This window comes from Enterococcus sp. AZ156 (assembly GCF_051714165.1).
Classification (GTDB): Bacteria; Bacillota; Bacilli; order Lactobacillales; family Enterococcaceae; genus Enterococcus_B; species Enterococcus_B pernyi.
The window spans coordinates 2,100,700-2,121,763 of the sequence record NZ_JBIORI010000001.1 but is presented as its reverse complement, the minus strand read 5'-3'; the positions used below and the strand labels follow the sequence as shown (position 1 = coordinate 2,121,763).

The window sequence follows — 21,064 nt, the reverse complement described above, 5'->3', positions numbered from 1 at the left end:
TGATTTTAGAGGAGGATACAGGTGGATCGTTTGTCACAGAACCTGAAAAAAATCGATGTAAAAAAGCCTAGAAATGTTCTTTAAAACATCGCCCATCTTATGAAACACTGTTGTCACAAGACGTGTTATGTGATAAAGTTAGAAGGACGATATTTTGAGAAAGGAGGCTGTTTGATGTATAATATTATTTTAGGGATCGTCATTGTCATCTCGATTATGATGGTCATTGCGATCATGATGCAACCAAGCAAACAAAATAGTGCAGCAAGTGCATTTACAGGTGGCGCAGATCAATTATTCGGAAAGCAAAAAGCACGTGGATTTGAAGCAGTAATGCAACGCTCGACAGCTGTTATGGGCGCTGTATGGATGATTCTGTTGTTCGTACTTGCATTTTTATCTTCTAAATAAATCGTTCGAAACTAATGATCAGAAGTGATCATTTGCTTCATTCAGATTTTGAGGATACACGGATGGTTCATCGATTGTTCAAAAAAATAGAAGGTCTGGGAAACGAAATGCTCCCAGACCTTTTTTGTTGAATAGAAAAAGAACCGTTATATAAGAAGGTATTTGCTAACTATGGTAAAATAAGGCTAATGAGGTGAATAAAATGAAAAGTCTACCACAACCTATTTATGAAAAACATGGGAAGCGTGCAATCCTCTTATTGCATGCGTATTCAGGTAGTCCAAATGATGTACGGATGTTAGCCCGTTTTTTAGAGAAATCAAACTATTCGGTCTATGCCCCAATGTTTACAGGACATGGCACGCTTGCTCCAAATGAGATCTTAGAACAGGACGCTGAGACGTGGTGGCAAGACACGAAACAAGCAATCAAGTTTCTCAACGATGAAGGATTTTCTGACATCGCCGTATTAGGATTGTCGATGGGTGGCATTTTTGCCGTTCGAGCATTATCAGAATTTCCGATGATAGGAGGCGGATTTTTTTGTTCGCCAATTTCTCCAGTAGAAAATCATGTGCCGGAGAATTTTGAGAATTATGTACGCCAGGTCTTGAAAATTGCCGGTGAATCGGAGTCGATGATCGAACAAAAAGTCGAAAGCTTTCGGCCACGAGTACAGCAACAATTAATAGATATTCAAGAGCAAGCAGCAATAACAGAAAGTAAGTTATCAGATATCCAAAAACCAGTATTCATGGCTCAAGCGGGTCAAGATGAAATGATTGATCCTTATGGTGTCTACGAGACAGCAAAAAAACTTACGCAAACTGACATTTCCTTACACTGGTATCCAGAAAGTAAGCATGTGATCACAGTAGGAATAGCAAGAAAAGCGTTTGAAAAGGATGTATTGGATTTTTTAGAGAACTTACCTTGGAATGAGGAATAATAATGACAAAAGAAACATTAAAAGAAAAAATCATTTTCTTTATTGAAAGCAGTCGCAAGAAAAGTTTTTCGATGGAAGAAATCGCTGAAGGTCTTGGCTTTCAAAAAAGCGAAGATTTTAAATTACTAGTGCAAACCATCGCACAGATGGAAAGAGAACAAAGTATCGTATTTACCAAAAAAGGAAAAATCAAACTGCCACTTCAGCCTATTTTGATTGAAGGAACGTTCCGCGCAAATGAGCGAGGATTTGGGTTTGTCACGATCGATCCTGAAGAAGATGATGTGTATATCCCTAAAGAAGCGACTGGCTATGCGATGGACGGGGATACTGTTGCAATAGATATCGTCAAAACGGCGGATGCCTTTTCGGATCGTGGAGCCGAAGGAAAGGTCGTTGAGATTCGTCAACGCGCAACCACACAAATTGCCGGAGAGTTCATCGCTTATACAGAAGATGAAATGGCAGAAACGGATCTTTATGGAGTAGTCATTCCAAAAGATAAAAAAATGAATCAATTCAAAGTGTACGCCGCAGCAGAAGGTGTCCGTCCAGTAGATGGAAGTATCGTGCTGATCGAATTGACCCATTATCCAGAAAAAAGCTATGCAACGAGTTTAGAAGGAATCATCAAACAAGTCATTGGTCATAAGAATGATCCTGGGATGGATATTTTATCGATTGTCGTAGCCAATGGAATACCGACCCAGTTTCCGGATGATGTATTAAGCGAAGCAGATGCTGTACCAGATAGTATCAGTGACAAAGATTTGATTGGTCGCAGGGATTTACGTGACCAATTGATCGTGACGATCGATGGCGAAGATGCCAAAGATTTAGATGATGCAGTCACAGTTAGAAAGTTAGATAATGGGAATTACTTTTTAGGCGTCCACATTGCCGATGTTTCATATTATGTGACAGAAGGCAGTCAATTAGATCGTGAAGCCTATGAACGTGGAACAAGTGTGTATTTGACTGATCGTGTGATTCCGATGATCCCGCAACGTTTATCAAATGGTATTTGTTCGCTGAATCCTAAGGTTCCTCGTTTAACGATGAGTTGTGAAATGGAGATCGACCCAACAGGGAAAATCATTTCTCATGAGATTTTTCCAAGTGTGATCCAAACAACAGAGCGAATGACTTATACAGCAGTCAATCAGATCTTAGAAGAGCAAGACGAAGAAACTATGGCTCGCTATGAACCATTGGTTCCTATGTTTCAAGCGATGGGTGAGTTGCATGAGATCTTAGAGACGATGCGTATTCGTCGTGGTGCGATCTCTTTTGAAGATCGGGAAGCCAAAATCATGGTTGATCCAGACGGTCACCCTCAAGATATCCTCTTGCGGAGTCGTGGTGTAGGAGAACGTTTGATTGAATCCTTTATGTTAGCAGCCAATGAAACGGTGGCAGAACATTATTCACGTGCGAATTTCCCTTTTATTTATCGTATCCATGAGCAACCAAAAGAAGAGAAAATGCAACGATTCTTTGATTTTGCATCTGCTTTAGGGATTTTAGTCAAAGGAACGAAGGGCACGATCACACCTAAGGACTTACAAAAAGTGATCGAAGATGTTGAAGAAAAACCGGAGTCAGCAGTGATCAATACCATGTTGTTAAGAAGTATGCAACAAGCACGCTATTCTGAGGATAATTTTGGTCATTACGGATTAGCAGCAGAGTACTATACACATTTCACGTCACCGATCCGTCGTTATCCAGACTTGATCGTGCATCGTTTGATTCGTTCATATGGTCAAGATCCAAGTGAAAGCAATCAGACGCATTGGGAAAATGCACTGCCTGATATTGCCGATCATAGCTCGAAAATGGAGCGACGTGCAGTTGAAACAGAACGTGAAGTGGACTCAATGAAGAAAGCCGAGTTTATGATGGATAAAGTGGGAGAAGAATTTGATGGGATCATCAGCTCTGTGGTGAAATTCGGGTTATTCATCGAACTTCCAAATACAGTAGAAGGTTTGATCCATATCAATGAATTGAAACAAGATTACTTCCACTACATTGAAAACCATCTAGCGCTCGTTGGTGAGCGGACAGGATTAACTTTCAAGATCGGACAAAAAGTTCGAGTAAAAGTAGTCAAGGCTGATCCTACGGAGCGAGCGGTTGATTTCGAATTAGTCTCCGCAGAGGAATTGGCACCGTTGGAAGCGCCAAAAGGAAGAAGAAAAGAAGCCAATAGAGGTTCTTCAAAACATTCAAATGGACGGCAAACGGACAAGAAAAAACGTCCGAAGAAAGCCGATAGTAAATATGGTCCAAAAAAAGAAAAAGGGAAAAAAGGGAAAAAACCTTTTTACAAAGGCGTCACCAAGAAGAAAAAGAAAAAATAAATATAAAATGAAAATGAATTGGGGGAATGTCCAATGCCAAAAGGCGAGGGAAAACTGATTGCGCAAAATAAAAAAGCTCGCCATGATTATTCGATCATCGACACAATGGAAGCAGGAATGGTTTTACAAGGTACAGAGATCAAATCTATTCGCAATAGTCGTATCAACTTAAAAGATGGATTTGTTCGTGTGAGAAACGGCGAAGCTTTTTTGCATAATGTCCATGTCAGCCCTTATGAACAAGGGAATATCTTTAATCATGATCCACTAAGAACTAGAAAATTGTTATTGCATAAAAAGCAAATTGCGCGTTTATTGAATGAAACAAAAAATACCGGAATCACGATTGTTCCTTTGAAAGTCTATATCCGAGATGGCTATGCGAAAGTCTTGATCGGATTGGCCAAAGGGAAAAAATCGTATGATAAGCGAGAAGATCTGAAGCGAAAAGATGTGGATCGACAAATTGATCGTACATTAAAAAATTTCTCTAGATAATTTCATTATCCTTTTTCGCATATTCGGTGCTTTTAGATTTACTTAATGATAAAATTTGTTAGCATTTAATCTGATGAAACATGATTATCACAGGTTTTTTCTGAGTTTCCTGGCATCATATCATCCATGTTTTTGATGATTTTTAGACTGAAATAAAAAAGTGTCTAATTTTCATGAAAATACTTTGAAATTTCTATTTCGTGGTGGTATGATACCGTTTGGTTAGAAACCGATAAAGAAAAACCAGATACACACATGAAATTGATTTTATGTGAAATTCGGGGAAAAGAGGTGAAATGGATTGGATGAACGCTCGCTAACGTTCCACATTGGACCGGTTTGGTTTGATGGGACTGTTTGTTTGATGGTGTTGTTAACTTGTTTGATCGTTTTCTTTTTAGTTTACTTCTTTACAAGAAATCTAAAGATGAAGCCAACTGGGAAGCAAAATGCACTTGAATGGGTCATTGATTTTACACGAGGGATCGTTACAGATAATGTGCCTAGAAAAGAATTGAATAATTTTCATTTATTGGCATTTACCTTGTTTCTCTTTGTTTTTGTTGCGAACAATATCGGTTTAGTTACAAAAATCGTCTTACCTAGCGAAACGACACTTTGGAAAAGTCCGACAGCAGACCCGTTTGTAACTTTAACATTGGCATTTATTATGATCACACTTACTCATCTATTCGGGGTGAAGAAGCTCGGCTTCAAAGGTTACTTTGTCAACTCGTTCCTAAAACCTTATAGTTTTATGTTTCCAATGAAGGTGATCGAAGAGTTCACAAACTTGTTAACACTTGCTTTACGTCTTTATGGGAATATTTATGCGGGAGAAGTATTGCTAACTTTAATCGCAAAAATGATGACAAGCTTAGGCTGGTTCTCATTGCCTTTAGCAATTCCGTTAGAGATGGTTTGGATCGCGTTCTCATTATTTATCGGAAGCATCCAAGCATTTGTCTTTGTCACTTTATCAATGGTATATATGAGTCACAAAATCGAAGTAGAAGAGTAAAATAACTAGATTTAATTACTATTTAAACTATTTTAGGAGGAAGTAAATTATGAATTATATCGCAGCAGCAATCGCAATCTTAGGGGCAGCTATCGGAGCTGGTTACGGTAATGGTCAAGTAATTTCTAAAACAATCGAATCAATGGCACGCCAACCTGAAATGTCAGGTCAATTACGTACAACGATGTTCATCGGGGTAGCCTTAGTCGAAGCCGTTCCTATTCTAGGTGTTGTTATCGCCTTGATCCTAGTTTTTGGTGTGTAATAAAAATGCTGAGGTTGCGCGATAGTCAAAAAAGCTATCTACTATTTTATTAAATACGCAATCTAAGAAAACTGGATTCTCAGAGAAAGGAAGGCTAACCTATGCTGAATCAATTGGCAATTGCAGAAGTTGGCAATCCGATGTTAGGTAATATCATCGTTGTCAGCGGCTCATTTTTGATATTAATGGTCCTATTAAAACACTTTGCGTGGGGACCGATCAGCGATATTTTGAAAAAACGTGAAGATAAGATCGCCAATGATTTAGATTCTGCAGAACAATCTCGCATCAAATCAGCAAAATTAGAACAAGAACGTGAGCAACAATTGTTGGCTTCTCGCTCTGATGCTGCGGATATCATCAAACATGCGAAAGAAAGTGGAGAATTAAGCCGCCAAAATATTTTGAAGGAGACGCAAGAAGAAGTTGCTCGTCTAAAAAGTAAAGCTCAATCGGATATCACGATGGAACGTGATACGGCATTGAACTCAGTCAAAGACGATGTAGCTGAACTTTCTCTTCAAATCGCGGAAAAAATCTTGAATAAAGAATTATCTCCAGAAATGCACGAATCTTTAATCAATCAATATATCGAAGGTCTAGGTTCGTCAAATGAAACTAGATAAATATACAGTAGGTAGACGTTACGGAAAAGCATTATTTGAACTGGCGATCGATTCAAATAATACAGAAGAAATTTACCAAGAACTTCTTAGTCTACGTAAAATCTATGCTGATGTTCCTGAATTAGGGAGTATCCTTAGTGATGTTCGGTTGGAACCTCATGAAAAGCGATTGATCATGGACAAATTAGTCAGTGGTTATCAAGGAATCGTAAAAAACTTTTTAGAAGTCGTGTTCATGTACAATCGGATGAACGATCTACCTTTGATGATCGACGAATATGAACATCGTTACAATGAAAATAATGGTTTGTTACTGGGAAGTGTGACTACAGCAGTCCCACTTTCAGCGGAACAATTGACTAGACTTGAAGAAAATGTCGCTAAAACAATGAACTATCAAACGGTCGAATTGAAGCAACAAGTTGATTCTACGATCATTGGTGGGGCAATTGTAGAAGCAGATCATCAAGTGATCGACGGAAGCATTCGGACGCAGTTGGAAAAATTGCGTAATCAATTAAATAGATAGTACAAAGAGGTAGGTGAATCGAATGGCTATCAAAGCAGAAGAAATTAGTGCCTTGATTAAAGAACAAATTGAACATTATGAAAACGTGCTTTCAGTCGAAGAAATCGGTACAGTCACTTATGTTGGTGACGGAATCGCACGTGCGCATGGACTTGAAAATGCCATGAGTGGTGAACTACTTGAATTTTCGAACGGTTCATATGGTATGGCACAAAACTTGGAATCAAATGATGTCGGAATCATTATCTTAGGTGATTTTGAATCCATTCGTGAAGGGGATAAAGTAAAACGCACAGGAAAGATCATGGAAGTACCTGTAGGGGACGCAATGATCGGACGTGTCGTCAATCCTTTAGGACAACCCATTGATGGGCTAGGAGAAATCGTGACGGACAAAACACGTCCAGTTGAAGCGATGGCACCTGGTGTTATGCAACGTAAATCAGTCAACGAACCAATGCAAACAGGGTTGAAAGCGATCGATGCGTTAGTTCCGATCGGACGTGGACAACGTGAATTAGTCATCGGTGACCGTAAAACAGGGAAAACATCGATTGCAATCGATACAATCATCAACCAAAAAGGTCAAGATATGATTTGTATCTATGTAGCTATTGGACAAAAAGATTCAACGGTACGTACACAAGTAGAAACATTGAAAAAATATGGCGCAATGGATTATACGATCGTAGTCAATGCGGGCGCTTCTCAACCTGCACCATTGCTATACATCGCACCTTATGCTGGAACAGCTATGGGTGAAGAATTCATGTATAACGGCAAACATGTATTGATCATTTTTGATGATCTATCTAAACAAGCTGTTGCCTATCGTGAGCTTTCTTTATTACTTCGTCGACCACCAGGCCGCGAAGCCTATCCAGGGGATGTTTTCTACTTGCACTCACGTTTGTTAGAACGTGCAGCAAAATTAAGTGATGATCTAGGTGGAGGGTCAATGACTGCTTTACCATTTGTTGAAACACAAGCTGGGGATATCTCTGCTTATATTCCAACAAACGTCATTTCGATCACTGATGGACAAATCTTCTTAGAAAGTGATTTGTTCTATGCAGGAACTCGTCCAGCCGTAGATGCAGGGTTATCAGTTTCTCGTGTTGGTGGTTCAGCACAGATCAAAGCAATGAAAAAAGTTGCCGGAACATTGCGTCTAGACTTAGCAAGTTACCGTGAATTAGAAGCATTTACGCAATTTGGCTCTGATCTAGATGCGGCGACACAAGCGAAATTGAATCGTGGTCGTCGTACAGTAGAAATCTTGAAGCAAAAATTACATGCACCTCTTGCAGTGGAAAAACAAGTAGTCATCTTATATGCATTGACACACGGTTACTTAGACAGTATCCCTGTAGATAGCATTTTAGATTTTGAACATGAGTTATTTGAATATCTTGAGACAAATCATGCAGATCTCTTTGAAACGATCCGTACAACGAAAGATCTTCCTGAAGAAGAAGCGTTGAACCAAGCAATTCAAGAGTACAAAGATATCTTTATGGCAACAAAAGGAAATAATTCTTCAACAGAAGACAAATTGAAATCCATTCAAAATGCATAGTGAGGTGAGATGAATGGGCGCTTCATTAAATGAAATCAAGACACGAATCGCGTCAACGAAAAAGACGAGCCAAATCACTCGTGCCATGCAAATGGTCTCAGCCTCTAAATTGACAAAATCTGAAGCTTCTTCACAGAAGTTCCAGATTTATGCCAATAAGGTGAGAGAAATCGTTACGCATTTAACAGCAACACAATTAACTGACATTGCTTCGGCTAATCCAAGAGGAGATGTCAATTATAATAGTATGCTGATCAGTCGACCAGTTAAAAAAACCGGTTATATCGTGATCACAGCTGATGGTGGGTTAGTCGGTGGCTACAATAGTTCCATATTGAAACAAACCATGTCCATCTTGGAAGAAGACCATCAATCACCAGATGAATATGTCATGATCGCCATTGGTGGTACCGGAGCGGATTTCTTTAAAGCTCGTGACATCAACTTAGCGTATGAACTGCGCAATTTGTCTGATCAACCTAGCTTTGATGAGGTTCGTAAAATCGTGAACATGGCAACGACCATGTATCAAAATGAAGTATTTGACGAATTGTATGTATGTTATAACCATCATATCAATTCATTGACTAGTCAATTTCGTGTAGAAAAAATGTTACCTATTTCAGATTTAGATCCGGGAGAAGCGAAAAGCTTTGAGCAAGAATATATTTTTGAACCTTCAAAAGAAGAAATCTTGACTCAACTGTTGCCGCAATATGCCGAAAGTTTGATTTATGGTGCGATCGTCGATGCGAAAACGGCAGAACATGCCGCGGGAATGACTGCAATGAAAACCGCAACAGATAATGCTGCGAACATCATCGATGATTTGACGGTTTCTTATAACCGTGCAAGACAAGGGGCGATCACCCAAGAAATTACCGAAATTGTTGCCGGAGCATCGGCACTAGAATAGCAAGGAGATTGGAGGAAAAAAGATGAGTTCAGGCAAGATTGTTCAAGTAATCGGTCCCGTTGTCGACGTGGAATTTTCTTTAGACCAATCCTTACCAGATATCAACAACGCATTAGTTGTTTATAAAAATGATGAGCAAAAATCAAAAGTTGTTCTTGAAGCAGCATTAGAATTAGGTGACGGTGTGATCCGTACGATCGCAATGGAATCGACGGATGGACTACAACGTGGAATGGAAGTCATCGACACAAGTAAAGCGATCTCTGTACCAGTTGGAACAGAAACATTAGGTCGTGTGTTCAACGTGTTAGGTGAAACAATCGATTTGGAAGCACCATTTCCAGAGGATGCCCAAAGAAGCGAGATCCACAAGAAAGCACCAAATTTTGATGAATTAAGCACAAGTACAGAGATTCTTGAAACTGGGATCAAAGTCATTGACTTATTAGCACCTTATTTAAAAGGTGGGAAAGTTGGATTGTTTGGAGGTGCCGGTGTTGGTAAAACCGTACTGATCCAAGAATTGATCCATAATATCGCCCAAGAACATGGGGGAATCTCAGTGTTTACCGGTGTTGGTGAACGTACCCGTGAAGGAAACGATCTGTATTACGAAATGAAAGATTCAGGCGTAATCGAAAAAACAGCGATGGTGTTTGGACAAATGAATGAGCCACCAGGTGCTCGTATGCGTGTCGCACTAACTGGATTGACGATTGCGGAATATTTCCGTGATGTCGAAGGACAAGACGTGCTCTTATTTATTGATAATATTTTCCGTTTCACCCAAGCAGGTTCGGAAGTATCTGCCTTACTAGGACGTATGCCATCAGCGGTTGGTTATCAACCAACCTTAGCGACTGAAATGGGACAACTCCAAGAACGGATCACTTCAACGAAAAAAGGTTCGATCACTTCGATCCAAGCAATCTACGTGCCAGCGGATGACTATACTGACCCAGCGCCAGCAACGACATTTGCCCATTTAGATGCAACGACAAACTTGGAACGTAAATTGACCGAACAAGGGATCTATCCAGCCGTTGACCCACTTGCTTCTTCATCAAGTGCGTTATCTCCTGAAATCGTAGGAGAAGAACACTACAAAGTAGCGACTGAAGTACAACATGTATTACAACGTTACCGTGAATTGCAAGACATCATCGCTATTTTAGGGATGGATGAATTATCAGATCAAGAAAAAATATTGGTTTCACGCGCTCGTCGAATCCAATTCTTCTTATCACAAAACTTCAATGTAGCTGAACAATTCACAGGTCTTCCAGGTTCTTATGTACCAGTTGAAGAAACTGTCAAAGGCTTCCGTGAGATTCTTGAAGGTAAATACGATGACCTTCCTGAAGAAGCATTCCGCAGTGTCGGCCGAATCGAAGACGTTGTCGAAAAAGCGAAAAAACTAGGCTACTAGAAAGGGGTGCCCCATGGATCAATATTTAACTGTTAATGTGGTTACTCCCGATGGTTTAGTTTATGATCACCATGCGGCAATCGTTGTTGCACGCACTACTGCTGGCGAACTTGGTATTTTACCACAGCATGCGCCAATCATCGTGCCTTTAACGATCGATGAAGTTCGTGTGAAGCGGACAGATTCAGATACACACGTTGACTGGATCGCTGTGAACGGCGGCATCATGGAAGTTCGCGATAACTTAGTTTCAATCGTCGCAGATAGTGCGGAACGTGAACGAGATATCGACGTCACTCGAGCAGAACGCGCAAAACAACGTGCTGAACGCCAAATCGAAGAAGCCAAACAAAAAGAAGATAAGAATGAACTGAAACGGGCAACTGTTGCGTTACACCGCGCAGTGAACCGTATCAATGTATCAAAACATAAGTGATTACTATAATTGACAAGTAATTGAATTATGGCGGGAGAACAACTCCCAAAAGAAGAGATCGGGACAAACACTTATGGGTGCTAATGCAGCCACGTGTGTTTCCCGATCTCTTCTTTTCTTTATCATTCATTGTTAGGATAAAATTTATTTTTTTGGTGTAAAGAAATGATATTTTTCATCCATTTTTCAGAGTTTGTCAAGAAAATTACAGAGATTTATCATTTTTACAACCAATAATTTCTACTTTTATAAAATTTATGGTATCATCAGTGTGTTAGTTATCAAAAACATTTGTTAGAAAGGGCGTAATGATGCAAGTATATGGTATTGATGCAATCATTCGGATCGTTAGTCATTTGGCATTTATTTACTTAGCCTTTTGGTCTTTGCGTTCTTTACGCGTTGACGCTTTTTTTCGTTCAATGCATACGACACAAATTAGAATGGCAATTGTCCTTTTTTCAATTTTTTTAGGGTATACAGCGAGCAGTTTTTTCTTAGAGATCATTGCGCTATGTCGAAATCTTTTCGTCAGCCTATAATTTTAAAAAAAGGTACTATTTTAAAACAAGAAGTGATATAATAAAAAAGATTTTGAGCGAATGTATACTCAACGGATTTTTTTGGGGGGAACAACATGGAAGAGATCATCGTAAAAGGTGGCAATCAATTAAAAGGAACAGTAAAGATCGAAGGAGCAAAGAATGCGGTATTGCCGATTTTAGCCGCAAGTTTATTGGCTGAAGAAGGAACGACCGTTTTAGATAATGTGCCAATTCTTTCTGACGTGTTCACTATGAATCAAGTGATCCGTCATTTGAACGTAGATGTAGCGTTTGATGAAGAGAATAATCGTGTGACACTTGATGCATCGAGAGAATTAGAAATTGAAGCACCTTATGAATACGTAAGCCAAATGCGTGCGTCAATCGTTGTGATGGGACCATTATTGGCTAGAAATGGTCATGCAAAAGTTGCAATGCCTGGTGGATGTGCGATTGGAAAACGTCCGATCGATTTACACCTAAAAGGTTTTCAAGCCTTGGGTGCAAAAATCATTCAAAAGAATGGTTATATCGAAGCAATCGCCGATCAACTGATCGGAAATACGATCTATTTAGATTTTCCAAGTGTTGGTGCGACACAAAACATCATGATGGCTGCTGTCAAAGCAAAAGGCACGACGATCATTGAAAACGTCGCACGTGAACCTGAAATCGTTGATTTAGCGAATATCTTAAATAAAATGGGTGCGAATGTTTATGGCGCTGGTACAGAAACGATGCGTATCGAAGGCGTTGATCATTTGCATGCAGTCAACCATTCAATCGTCCAAGACCGTATCGAAGCTGGTACTTTCATGGTAGCAGCAGCAATGACTGAAGGCAATCTATTGATCGCTGATGCGATTTCTGAGCATAATCGTCCATTGATCTCTAAATTGATCGAAATGGGTGCAACGATCACTGAAGAAGACGGTGGCGTTCGTGTCATCGGACCAAAACATATTTTACCAACAGATGTAAAAACAATGCCACATCCTGGTTTCCCAACGGATATGCAAGCACAAATGACTGCTATCCAGTTGGTTGCAGAAGGTACAAGTGTTGTGACTGAAACAGTCTTTGAGAACCGTTTCCAACATCTTGAAGAAATGCGCAGAATGAATGCACATGTAAAAATCGATGGCAACATTGCAATCATGGATGGTAATCACGAATTACAAGGTGCTGAAGTCTATGCAACAGATCTAAGAGCAGCAGCAGCGCTCGTATTAGCTGGTTTGAAAGCAAATGGAATCACACGCGTTCGTAACCTAAAATATTTAGATCGTGGCTATTATAATTTCCATATTAAATTGCAACAATTAGGTGCAGATGTGGAACGTGTAAATGTAGAAGAAACACCAGTCGAAAAAACACCACAAACAATCGCTTAAGGATGTGACGAGAGATGACGAGTCCACGCTATATTTTGATAAGTTTGGTAAAAATTTTAGCTGTCATTTTACTTGTACTCCTATTATTCATCATTGGAACAATGATCGGATATGGTTTGATTGGCGGTGGAAGTCCATTCAAGGTCTTTCAACCGAGCTTATGGTTGCATATCTTCGATTTCTTTAGTTAAGTGTGTACACTAGGTAACAGATAAGATAAAAAGAGGTTGTGGCAAAAGCGTACAGCTCCGAGAAATAAGCGCCAAAATCCGAAAATAGCTTTTCATATTTTTGGGTTTTGGCGCTTATTTCTGTAGGAGTTGCTTTTAGAACACCGTTTATCCGGTTATAGGGGATGGTAAGTGGATGTATGACCAATCCTCTTTTTTATGGAGATGAGAATATGAAAAAGATTTTAATTTATTTAGTTCGAGGATATCAGCGTTTTATTTCACCTGCGTTCCCACCAAGTTGTCGGTATTATCCAACTTGTTCTAATTACATGATCCAAGCCATCCAAGTACATGGTGCGCTCAAAGGAACCCTAATGGGAACAGCACGCATCTTTCGTTGCCACCCATTTGTGAAAGGCGGTATCGATTATGTGCCTCGTAACTTTCGTTTGACGCGTAATAAAGAAGATCAATCGATGCCAGACTATAAAAAATACAAAAAATAGAGTCATTGATTTTTATTAGATGGGAGAAAGCGATGTTTCAACAATTGAACAAAAGTGACTTACCATGGGCATTACTACTAGAAGCCGATCCTGATAAAAACAAAGTGATCGCTTATGTGACCAATGGCGATGGATTTATCTGGAAAGAGCAGGATGAAGTGATTGGTGTGCTTGTTTATGAAATCAGAGAAACGGAATGTGAGATCATGAATGTTTCTGTTGCTGATGCGCATCAAGGAAGAGGAATCGGTGGCAAGCTGATTGACCATGCACTCGAACAGTTTAGCAAAGAATGCAAACAACCAACAAAAATACTGATCCGTACAGGAAGTATCACGAATCCAGCGTTACATCTTTATCAAAAAAAAGGCTTTAAAGAAGTATCAAGAGAAAAGGATTACTTCATCAATAACTACCCAGAACCGATCTATGAAGAAGGAATACTTCTGAGAGATCAAGTCACTTTATCCAAAGAATTATAGAATAAAAAGAAAGCGTTTCATAGTGGAAATAATGATGAAAAACTATCGAGGAGGAACAAATAATTATGGGGATTTTAGCATTCGATTTTGGTGGTTCAGCTGTCAAATATGGTTATTGGGAACAAGAAACACTTACACATAAAGGTCAGTTCACAACGCCAGCTACATGGAAAGAAATGAAAGCGCAATTATCATTGGTATTCCAACAATTATCACAAGAAGTAGCAATCAGTGGGGTCGCCTTTAGTGCACCAGGTGTTGTGAACAGCCAACGACAAGTGATTGAAGGTATCAGCGCGATCCCTTATATCCATGGGTTTGATATTTATACTGAATTAGAGGAATTATTTGGTCTGCCAGTTGTTATGGAAAATGATGCGAATTGCGCGGGAATGGCTGAGTTTTATGAAGGTGCTGCTCGTGGCTATAAAAATGTTGCTTTTGTAGTAATTGGTACAGGCGTAGGTGGTGCGATGTTCACTAATGGTGAATTGAATAAAGGCGCTCATCTTTATGGCGGAGAATTTGGCTTGATGTTTCTTAATGGGGAGCATACATTCAGTACATTAGGAACGGCAGTCCAAATGGCGTGGCGGTATTGTGAACGCAAAGGATTAGATAAACATACCTTTAGTGGAAAAGAAGTCTTTGAATTAGCAGAAAATGGTGATCCGCTCGCACAAGAAGAAGTTGAATCTTTTTATGATTATTTAACAAAAGGGTTATTTAGTATTCAATTTTCTTTTGATCCAGAAGTGATCTTATTGGGTGGCGGAATTTCTGCAAAAGAGGGATTACTGACAGAAATCAATCAACGGATGAAAAAATTGACGAATCATTTTGGGTTGAATGATTTTGATCCATTGATCACCCTGTGTGAGTATCGCAATGATGCGAACCTGATAGGGGCAGCAGCAAATTATCTAGCGCAACACGAAGCAGGAAAATAAATTATCAAATAGAAGGCACGCAGTGAATGTTTTCTGCCGTTAAATGTGATAAACTATTGAGGAGGTGGGAAATAATGTCAAAAAAGAATAAAGATATTGAAGTGCGTACCGAAGAGATCAAAAAAACGATCAAAGGGAACACATATGAGGTAACGCAGTTATTTATTGGTAAAAAAATGATCGGTGAAATTTTAGCGTATGGCCCAAAAGAATTTGAGATTTTCTTGGGAGAAGAAGACTTTGGCAAAGAAAAAAGTCTTGAAAATGCGATAGAAACAGTAATTCGTCATTGGAATTTACACGAATAAAAAAATATCAAAAAAATTTTCAATAAAGGGTTGCAATCACTTGGAAAATTAGGTATTATAACTAAGTCAGGTTGATACAAACCTTTCGGAGGAGTAGCGAAGTGGCTAAACGCGACGGACTGTAAATCCGTTCCTTAGGGTTCAGTGGTTCGAATCCACTCTCCTCCATTTCATTGGGGTATAGCCAAGCGGTAAGGCAAGGGACTTTGACTCCCTCATGCGTTGGTTCGAATCCAGCTACCCCAGTTCCTAGAGTGATCAGTTGCAGATCACTCTTTTTTTTGTGTAAAACACCTTGTTTCTTGCTGATTTTGCTATTATAGGCTAGAGTAGATATAAGAAGAAAAAAAGGAGGCGGCACAAATGAAGTGGAAACAAAAAGTAGATGAAACAGCAGAAAAAATTTACGATATGATCAAATCGGAGAAGTACAATGTAGAGATCCATGTACCGAAAAAATCAGAAAAATTTGTCCAAATCAAAGCGAAACGTCCAACAAATCATACCAAAAAATGGTTGTCTAAAAATCGTTAAGAATAACAAAAGCTCTGAAGTTCACATAATCTTGTGTTCTTCAGAGCTTTTGTTATTTTTCAATCTCGATCCCTAAGACGGTCAAGTGACCATTTCCCACTAATTTGATGACTAAAGTAGCTAACTGCTGTGGTGTCATCTCGGTATCACTAGTGACCCACCAATGTAAAGTACCGGTGAAAATGGCAGTTATGTATTCTGTGATAAAGTCAATAGGTACTTCTAGTTCGTTCTCTGTGATTTTTAGACGATCAAAGATAGTGGCGTATTTTTCTGATAAGAAAATTTTCAACTTTTTCCTGAAAAACTCGATCGAAGTGCCGTCCAAAGTCGTAATAAATATGGCTTTGTTCTCAGCCACCAATTGGTAAATTTGAGTTAAGGCGCGGTTGACCCGTTTCAGCTTCAATTTATTGTCTTCCATCAAGGGTTCCAAATCTAAGATCGAGGTAAATGTCTGGATAGCGATATGGAATAAATGCTCATAAAGATCTTGTTTATCTTTGAAATGAGCATAAAAAGTCGCACGATTGATCATTGCTTCATCGGCAATTTCTTGGATCGTGATTCGCTCTATACTTTTTGTTTCTAGTAAACGTAAGAATGCTTCAATAATCATTTTATTGGTACGTTTCACTCGAAGATCGTTTTTCTTCATCATAAAAATCTCCTCACTTTTGGTCGACAAATCGCACACGATTGTTGTTTATCTCACAAACTGACGATTATTGCTTATTGAAATCGCTCTAAATCGTTTTAAAATAGATATATGTAGTATAACAGACGGTTTGTTCAATGTTAAACAAAGCGTTTTTTTAAGAGGGTGGCGAGACGATGAAAATGTACGGAGGTATCGATGTAGGTTCAACGACAGTAAAATTAGTGATTCTTGATAACCATGGCGAAACTCTTTTTGCTAAATACGAACGACATTATGCAGATATCAGAAAAGCAACCATCAACATATTAGAAGAAGCCAAAACAACCTTACAAGATCAGGGGATTGCTTTTGCCATCACTGGTTCTGGCGGTATGGGATTAGCGGAACATCTACAATTACCTTTTATCCAAGAAGTGATTGCATGTACAAAAACGATCGAAGAAAGGATTCCCGAAACAGATGTAGCAATTGAATTAGGGGGAGAAGATGCCAAAATCACTTTTTTTGGTTCTTCTTTAGAACAACACATGAATGGTAGCTGCGCGGGAGGGACAGGCGCGTTTATTGATCAGATGGCAGCACTATTGAAAACCGATGCAAATGGGTTGAATGAACTAGCCAAAGCGTACCAACAGCTTTATCCAATTGCCTCTCGCTGTGGTGTATTCGCTAAAACGGATGTACAACCACTGATCAATGAAGGAGCGGCGAAAGCCGATATCGCTGCTAGTATTTTTCAAGCCGTCGTCAATCAAACGATCGCTGGTTTAGCAGCAGGCAGAAAGATCAAAGGAAAGGTCGCCTTTTTAGGCGGCCCACTTTACTTTATGTCCGAATTGCGCCAACGCTTTATTGAAACGCTTGGTCTATCGACAGAAGAAGTGATTTTTCCAGAAAATCCGCAACTATTCGTAGCATTAGGGGCAGCTTATCACGCAAAAACTTCAAAGGAAAAAACACTCAGTGAATTAATCCAGAAATTGAAAAGCCAAGAGCAAGAGTTGCTTCATCCATCTCGTTCTTTAGCGCCACTGTTTCAGAACGATCAAGAGTTAGCTGATTTTCGCAGTCGACACGAAAAAGCGAAGGTGCAAGAACGTGCGCTAGCTACCCATCAGGGGGTGGCTTTTCTAGGTATTGATGCTGGTTCGACAACGACGAAAGTCACCTTGATCAATCAATCAGGAGAGCTATTATTCTCGTTTTATGGAAACAATGAAGGACAGCCTTTAGAAACAACCATCAACGTATTGAAAAATATGTATCAGCAAATGCCCAAAGGCTGCTTTATCGGTAAAGCGGTAGTGACTGGATATGGTGAAGCGTTGATCAAGAGTGCGTTGAAAATCGATATTGGTGAAGTCGAAACGATGGCGCATTATAAAGCAGCAAATTTTTTTCAACCAGGTGTCGATTTTATTTTAGATATTGGCGGACAAGATATGAAGGCAATGACGATCAAGGACGGCGCATTGTCCTCGATTCAATTGAACGAAGCCTGTTCTTCAGGTTGTGGTTCATTTATCGAAACATTTGCTAGGTCATTAGGTTATGGAATCCAAGATTTTACGGTTGCTGCTATTTCAGCCAAGAACCCTGTGGACTTAGGTTCCAGATGTACGGTCTTCATGAATTCAAAGGTCAAGCAAGTCCAAAAAGAAGGCGCTTCTGTTGGAGACATCTCGGCTGGTCTATCTTATTCTGTGATCAAAAATGCGATCTACAAAGTGATCAAAATCAGAAAACCAGAAGATCTAGGCAATAAGATCGTGTGCCAAGGTGGAACCTTTTACAACGATGCAGTCTTGCGAGCATTTGAAACAATCAGTGGAAGAGAAGTTGTTCGTCCTTCTATCGCAGGATTGATGGGTGCATATGGGGCTTCTTTGATTGCTTTGGAAGAATATCAAAAAGGGGAAATAAGTGAAGTACTCTCATTCGAAGAATTGTCTCAGTTGACGACAGAAAAAGAATTGACGCACTGTGGGTTGTGTGAGAATAATTGCCTATTGACGGTCACTTTATTTTCTGATGGTCGGAAGTTGATTTCTGGTAATCGTTGTGAACGTGGGGCACAGATCAAAATCAAAAAAGCCGATAAGAAAATCAATTTAGTGGCTGAAAAATCTCGGCAATTATTCCGTTACCGTCCATTACGAAAAACAGAATCTGTCAACGGGGAAATCGGGATTCCAAGAGTATTGAATATGTATGAAAACTTTCCTCTTTGGCAGACTTTCTTTCGTACTTTAGGCTTTCGAGTAGTCTTATCCCCTCGTTCGAGTAAGGAAATCTACGAACAAGTAATCGACACGATTTCAAGTGATACCGTCTGCTATCCAGCGAAACTGGTGCATGGCCATATCCAGTCACTGATCGATGCTGGTGTTCCCTGCATTTTTTATCCGGGCGTGATCTTTGAGCAAAAGGAGAACAACCAAGCGGACAATCATTTTAATTGTCCCATCGTTCAAAGTTATCCAGATGTCATCAAAAATAATGTCGATGCGATTCGGGAAGGAAGGATCGATTACCGTCAGCCGTTTTTGAATCTAGCGAACGAAGCATCAGTGGCAAAGACGTTACACCAAACATTTTCTGACTATGGATTTTCAGAAGATCAAATAAAAGAAGCCTTACACCAAGGATATGAAGCATTAGCCGATTTTAAAAAAGAAATTCAGCAAAAAGGAGAAGAAACCTTGAGGATGCTACATCAAAACAATGAACGTGGCATCGTCCTTGCAGGTCGTCCTTACCATCTAGATCCGGAAATCAATCATGGGATTGCAGAATTGATCACACAAGAAGGCTTCCATGTCTTGACAGAAGATAGCATTGCTCATCTAGGAGATGTGGGGCAATTACGAGTAGTGAATCAATGGGTCTATCAATCAAGATTATATGCAGCTGCCCGAGTCGTCGCCAAATCTAAGGAGTTAGAATTAGTGCAATTAAACTCTTTCGGGTGTGGTATCGATGCGGTGACAACTGATCAAGTGGAAGAAATCATGGCGCAATATGGCAAGTTATACACTGTCCTAAAAATCGATGAAGGTGCAAATTTAGGTGCCATCAGGATACGCTTGCGCTCATTAAAAGCGGCAGTCAATGCACGAACCAAACAACAATTTCGCCCAACGAAACAATTTCTTACACCGGAAAAAATCACCTTTACCAAAGAAATGAAGAAAACACATACTTTGTTATTGCCGATGTTAAGTCCTATCCATCAATCTGGTTTAGTTGATGTTGCTCTAAAATCCTCGGGATATCGAGTCGTTTGTTTGCCAAGTGAAAGTGGCAGTGCCGTTGATGTTGGGTTGAAGTATGTCAACAATGACGCGTGTTATCCAGCAATCATCTCGATTGGGCAAATAGTCGAGGCATTGGAAAGTGGCACATATGATTTAAATCATACCAGCGTGATGATGACCCAAACAGGAGGTGGATGCCGAGCGACTAATTATATCCCACTACTTCGCAAGGCGCTTGATGAAGCTGGCTTCCCACAGATACCTGTGGTTTCTGTGTCTTTCGGCAATCAAGGGGTAGAATCTTCTCCTGGTTTTACGTTCACATTGCCATTGTTGAAACGTTTAGCTGTTGCTTTTTTATATGGCGATCTATTTGAACGAGTCGTTTACCGCACTCGACCGTATGAGATAGAAAAAGGCGCGATTGATGAAATACACCATCAATGGCTTGAACGAGTGGAACGCAATGTCAAAAATGGTTCTTTGACAAATTTCAATCGAAATATGGCGAAAATCATCCATGATTTTGACACGGTTCCGCTAACGAACCAAACGAAACCTAAAGTAGGGATTGTTGGAGAGATCCTAGTCAAGTATTCACCGACAGCCAATAATGATATCGTCCGATTATTAGAAGAAGAAGGAGCTGAAGTCGTTGTACCTGATATCATGGGCTTTATGAATTATTCGATATACAATCAAATCTGGAAATATGAACATTTAGGTCATTCGAAAAAAAGTAAATGGGTCGCGCAGTTTCTTATCCGCTTGATTGAATATGTTGTAAAGCCAATGGATAAAGCATTAAGGAAATCACAACGCTTTGATGGAATAACACCAATTCATCAATTAGCAGAGGGAGCAAGCCAGATTTTATCAATTGGCAATCAGACCGGCGAAGGCTGGTTTTTAACCGGTGAGATGATTGAATTGTTGGAAAATGATGTGCCTAATATCGTTTGTATGCAACCATTTGGCTGTCTACCGAATCATGTCGTAGGCAAAGGGGTATTCAAAGAGCTTCGTCATCGTTACCCAAAAGCCAACATTACGGCAATCGATTATGACCCAGGTGCTTCCGTAGTCAATCAATTGAATCGAATCCGTTTGATGATGGCAACGGCCATGAAAATACTGGATCAATGATTAGTTGGGTGAACTTGAGCCAGCCTTTTTTGATTCTGTCGTTTCCGAGCAAGAATAGTAAGGGCTTGTTACTTTAATTACTT

At 39.7% G+C, this 21,064-nt stretch carries 22 protein-coding genes and 2 tRNA genes; 23 read left to right on the top strand and 1 reads right to left on the bottom strand.

Going from position 1 to position 21,064, the window contains the following annotated elements; translation table 11 throughout:
- Positions 1–174 precede the first annotated feature (174 nt).
- From secG to IGJ95_RS09945, 22 genes are all read left to right on the top strand, one after another.
- The gene (secG, locus tag IGJ95_RS10050; RefSeq protein ID WP_010734881.1) at positions 175–411 is read left to right on the top strand and encodes a preprotein translocase subunit SecG; all 237 of its coding nucleotides are present in this window, start codon (positions 175–177) and stop codon (positions 409–411) included.
- A 202-nt stretch (positions 412–613) separates the two neighbouring features.
- A complete protein-coding gene (locus tag IGJ95_RS10045; RefSeq protein ID WP_010734882.1) occupies positions 614–1,360 on the top strand; it encodes an alpha/beta hydrolase in 747 nt (248 codons plus the stop codon).
- Positions 1,361–1,362: 2 nt separating this feature from the next.
- Positions 1,363–3,726 carry a ribonuclease R gene (gene rnr, locus IGJ95_RS10040; protein ID WP_010734883.1) on the top strand — a complete coding sequence of 788 codons (2,364 nt, stop codon included), beginning with the start codon at positions 1,363–1,365 and terminating at the stop codon, positions 3,724–3,726.
- A gap of 33 nt (positions 3,727–3,759) precedes the next feature.
- Entirely contained in the window at positions 3,760–4,224 is a 465-nt protein-coding gene (gene smpB, locus IGJ95_RS10035) for an SsrA-binding protein SmpB (protein WP_010734884.1), read from the top strand.
- A 301-nt stretch (positions 4,225–4,525) separates the two neighbouring features.
- A complete protein-coding gene (gene atpB, locus IGJ95_RS10030) occupies positions 4,526–5,245 on the top strand; it encodes a F0F1 ATP synthase subunit A (RefSeq protein ID WP_010734885.1) in 720 nt (239 codons plus the stop codon).
- A gap of 49 nt (positions 5,246–5,294) precedes the next feature.
- Positions 5,295–5,510 (top strand): ATP synthase F0 subunit C, encoded by a 216-nt coding sequence (atpE, locus tag IGJ95_RS10025; protein WP_010734886.1) that lies wholly within the window; start codon positions 5,295–5,297, stop codon positions 5,508–5,510.
- Between the two features lie 101 nt (positions 5,511–5,611).
- Positions 5,612–6,136 carry a F0F1 ATP synthase subunit B gene (gene atpF, locus IGJ95_RS10020; RefSeq protein ID WP_010734887.1) on the top strand — a complete coding sequence of 175 codons (525 nt, stop codon included), beginning with the start codon at positions 5,612–5,614 and terminating at the stop codon, positions 6,134–6,136.
- Complete coding sequence (atpH, locus tag IGJ95_RS10015; RefSeq protein ID WP_010734888.1) at positions 6,123–6,665, top strand: ATP synthase F1 subunit delta; 543 nt, start codon at positions 6,123–6,125, stop codon at positions 6,663–6,665. The genes atpF and atpH overlap by 14 nt, the downstream gene beginning before the upstream one ends.
- Positions 6,666–6,687: 22 nt before the next feature.
- Complete coding sequence (gene atpA, locus IGJ95_RS10010; RefSeq protein WP_010734889.1) at positions 6,688–8,244, top strand: F0F1 ATP synthase subunit alpha; 1,557 nt, start codon at positions 6,688–6,690, stop codon at positions 8,242–8,244.
- 13 nt (positions 8,245–8,257) lie between these two features.
- Positions 8,258–9,160 carry a F0F1 ATP synthase subunit gamma gene (locus IGJ95_RS10005; protein ID WP_010734890.1) on the top strand — a complete coding sequence of 301 codons (903 nt, stop codon included), beginning with the start codon at positions 8,258–8,260 and terminating at the stop codon, positions 9,158–9,160.
- Positions 9,161–9,182: 22 nt separating this feature from the next.
- Positions 9,183–10,589, top strand: a complete 1,407-nt coding sequence (atpD, locus tag IGJ95_RS10000) for a F0F1 ATP synthase subunit beta (protein WP_010734891.1) — start codon at positions 9,183–9,185, stop codon at positions 10,587–10,589.
- 13 nt (positions 10,590–10,602) lie between these two features.
- Positions 10,603–11,025: a F0F1 ATP synthase subunit epsilon gene (locus IGJ95_RS09995; RefSeq protein WP_010734892.1), complete on the top strand. Its 423-nt coding sequence runs from the start codon at positions 10,603–10,605 to the stop codon at positions 11,023–11,025.
- Positions 11,026–11,336: 311 nt separating this feature from the next.
- Positions 11,337–11,567 carry a DUF1146 family protein gene (locus IGJ95_RS09990; protein WP_029594144.1) on the top strand — a complete coding sequence of 77 codons (231 nt, stop codon included), beginning with the start codon at positions 11,337–11,339 and terminating at the stop codon, positions 11,565–11,567.
- Positions 11,568–11,662: 95 nt separating this feature from the next.
- Complete coding sequence (murA, locus tag IGJ95_RS09985; RefSeq protein ID WP_010734894.1) at positions 11,663–12,964, top strand: UDP-N-acetylglucosamine 1-carboxyvinyltransferase; 1,302 nt, start codon at positions 11,663–11,665, stop codon at positions 12,962–12,964.
- A 14-nt stretch (positions 12,965–12,978) separates the two neighbouring features.
- Positions 12,979–13,155 carry a DNA-directed RNA polymerase subunit beta gene (locus IGJ95_RS09980; protein WP_010734895.1) on the top strand — a complete coding sequence of 59 codons (177 nt, stop codon included), beginning with the start codon at positions 12,979–12,981 and terminating at the stop codon, positions 13,153–13,155.
- Positions 13,156–13,367: 212 nt separating this feature from the next.
- On the top strand, positions 13,368–13,643 hold the full coding sequence (gene yidD, locus IGJ95_RS09975) for a membrane protein insertion efficiency factor YidD (RefSeq protein ID WP_010734896.1): 276 nt from the start codon (positions 13,368–13,370) through the stop codon (positions 13,641–13,643).
- A 32-nt stretch (positions 13,644–13,675) separates the two neighbouring features.
- Positions 13,676–14,125 carry a GNAT family N-acetyltransferase gene (locus tag IGJ95_RS09970; protein ID WP_010734897.1) on the top strand — a complete coding sequence of 150 codons (450 nt, stop codon included), beginning with the start codon at positions 13,676–13,678 and terminating at the stop codon, positions 14,123–14,125.
- A 65-nt stretch (positions 14,126–14,190) separates the two neighbouring features.
- Complete coding sequence (locus tag IGJ95_RS09965; protein WP_153830245.1) at positions 14,191–15,075, top strand: ROK family protein; 885 nt, start codon at positions 14,191–14,193, stop codon at positions 15,073–15,075.
- Between the two features lie 74 nt (positions 15,076–15,149).
- Entirely contained in the window at positions 15,150–15,383 is a 234-nt protein-coding gene (locus tag IGJ95_RS09960; RefSeq protein ID WP_010734899.1) for a DUF2969 domain-containing protein, read from the top strand.
- An 87-nt stretch (positions 15,384–15,470) separates the two neighbouring features.
- Positions 15,471–15,551, top strand: a tRNA-Tyr gene (locus IGJ95_RS09955).
- Between the two features lie 6 nt (positions 15,552–15,557).
- Positions 15,558–15,629, top strand: a tRNA-Gln gene (locus tag IGJ95_RS09950).
- A gap of 117 nt (positions 15,630–15,746) precedes the next feature.
- Positions 15,747–15,917, top strand: coding sequence for a hypothetical protein (locus IGJ95_RS09945; protein ID WP_010734900.1), 171 nt, complete (start codon positions 15,747–15,749; stop codon positions 15,915–15,917).
- A gap of 52 nt (positions 15,918–15,969) precedes the next feature.
- Here the strand turns inward: IGJ95_RS09945 and IGJ95_RS09940 are convergent, their stop codons facing one another.
- A complete protein-coding gene (locus tag IGJ95_RS09940; protein WP_153830244.1) occupies positions 15,970–16,578 on the bottom strand; it encodes a TetR/AcrR family transcriptional regulator in 609 nt (202 codons plus the stop codon).
- A gap of 173 nt (positions 16,579–16,751) precedes the next feature.
- Between IGJ95_RS09940 and IGJ95_RS09935 the strand changes: the two genes are divergently transcribed.
- Complete coding sequence (locus IGJ95_RS09935) at positions 16,752–20,981, top strand: acyl-CoA dehydratase activase-related protein (RefSeq protein WP_438761815.1); 4,230 nt, start codon at positions 16,752–16,754, stop codon at positions 20,979–20,981.
- Positions 20,982–21,064: the final 83 nt, after the last annotated feature.

Excerpts from the sequence above, each read along its gene's own strand:
- secG (WP_010734881.1), top strand. The coding sequence starts at position 175 with ATGTATAATATTATTTTAGGGATCGTCATTGTCATCTCGATTATGATG.
- IGJ95_RS10045 (WP_010734882.1), top strand. The coding sequence starts at position 614 with ATGAAAAGTCTACCACAACCTATTTATGAAAAACATGGGAAGCGTGCA.
- rnr (WP_010734883.1), top strand. The coding sequence starts at position 1,363 with ATGACAAAAGAAACATTAAAAGAAAAAATCATTTTCTTTATTGAAAGC.
- smpB (WP_010734884.1), top strand. The coding sequence starts at position 3,760 with ATGCCAAAAGGCGAGGGAAAACTGATTGCGCAAAATAAAAAAGCTCGC.
- atpE (WP_010734886.1), top strand. The coding sequence starts at position 5,295 with ATGAATTATATCGCAGCAGCAATCGCAATCTTAGGGGCAGCTATCGGA.
- atpF (WP_010734887.1), top strand. The coding sequence starts at position 5,612 with ATGCTGAATCAATTGGCAATTGCAGAAGTTGGCAATCCGATGTTAGGT.
- atpH (WP_010734888.1), top strand. The coding sequence starts at position 6,123 with ATGAAACTAGATAAATATACAGTAGGTAGACGTTACGGAAAAGCATTA.
- atpA (WP_010734889.1), top strand. The coding sequence starts at position 6,688 with ATGGCTATCAAAGCAGAAGAAATTAGTGCCTTGATTAAAGAACAAATT.
- IGJ95_RS10005 (WP_010734890.1), top strand. The coding sequence starts at position 8,258 with ATGGGCGCTTCATTAAATGAAATCAAGACACGAATCGCGTCAACGAAA.
- atpD (WP_010734891.1), top strand. The coding sequence starts at position 9,183 with ATGAGTTCAGGCAAGATTGTTCAAGTAATCGGTCCCGTTGTCGACGTG.
- IGJ95_RS09995 (WP_010734892.1), top strand. The coding sequence starts at position 10,603 with ATGGATCAATATTTAACTGTTAATGTGGTTACTCCCGATGGTTTAGTT.
- IGJ95_RS09990 (WP_029594144.1), top strand. The coding sequence starts at position 11,337 with ATGCAAGTATATGGTATTGATGCAATCATTCGGATCGTTAGTCATTTG.
- murA (WP_010734894.1), top strand. The coding sequence starts at position 11,663 with ATGGAAGAGATCATCGTAAAAGGTGGCAATCAATTAAAAGGAACAGTA.
- IGJ95_RS09980 (WP_010734895.1), top strand. The coding sequence starts at position 12,979 with ATGACGAGTCCACGCTATATTTTGATAAGTTTGGTAAAAATTTTAGCT.
- yidD (WP_010734896.1), top strand. The coding sequence starts at position 13,368 with ATGAAAAAGATTTTAATTTATTTAGTTCGAGGATATCAGCGTTTTATT.
- IGJ95_RS09970 (WP_010734897.1), top strand. The coding sequence starts at position 13,676 with ATGTTTCAACAATTGAACAAAAGTGACTTACCATGGGCATTACTACTA.
- IGJ95_RS09965 (WP_153830245.1), top strand. The coding sequence starts at position 14,191 with ATGGGGATTTTAGCATTCGATTTTGGTGGTTCAGCTGTCAAATATGGT.
- IGJ95_RS09960 (WP_010734899.1), top strand. The coding sequence starts at position 15,150 with ATGTCAAAAAAGAATAAAGATATTGAAGTGCGTACCGAAGAGATCAAA.
- IGJ95_RS09945 (WP_010734900.1), top strand. The coding sequence starts at position 15,747 with ATGAAGTGGAAACAAAAAGTAGATGAAACAGCAGAAAAAATTTACGAT.
- IGJ95_RS09940 (WP_153830244.1), bottom strand. The coding sequence starts at position 16,578 with ATGATGAAGAAAAACGATCTTCGAGTGAAACGTACCAATAAAATGATT.
- IGJ95_RS09935 (WP_438761815.1), top strand. The coding sequence starts at position 16,752 with ATGAAAATGTACGGAGGTATCGATGTAGGTTCAACGACAGTAAAATTA.